This window comes from Virgibacillus sp. 7505, from assembly GCF_002272135.1.
Taxonomy (GTDB): Bacteria; Bacillota; Bacilli; order Bacillales; family Amphibacillaceae; genus Terribacillus.
In genome coordinates, this window is the sequence record NZ_NPBF01000559.1 from 1 (window position 1) to 201 (window position 201).

Here is a 201-nt window from a genome sequence, read left to right on the forward strand (position 1 = left end):
ATTGGATGTTGGAACAGCCATCCAACTCTGCCGATTCCCGCAGTTCATTAGGGATATTCTGGAAGAATGTGCGGATAATAACGACATTGTACACCGATACTGCCCCAGGCACGATCACAGCCCAAATCGTGTTCAACATTCCTAAATCACGGACGAGCAAATAGGTCGGCACCATTCCCCCGCTAAAGAACATTGTAAAAA

At 46.8% G+C, this 201-nt stretch carries 1 pseudogene; it reads right to left on the reverse strand.

The window, feature by feature from the left end:
* A pseudogene (locus CHH91_RS20185) lies at positions 1–201 on the reverse strand (carbohydrate ABC transporter permease); the annotation flags it as partial.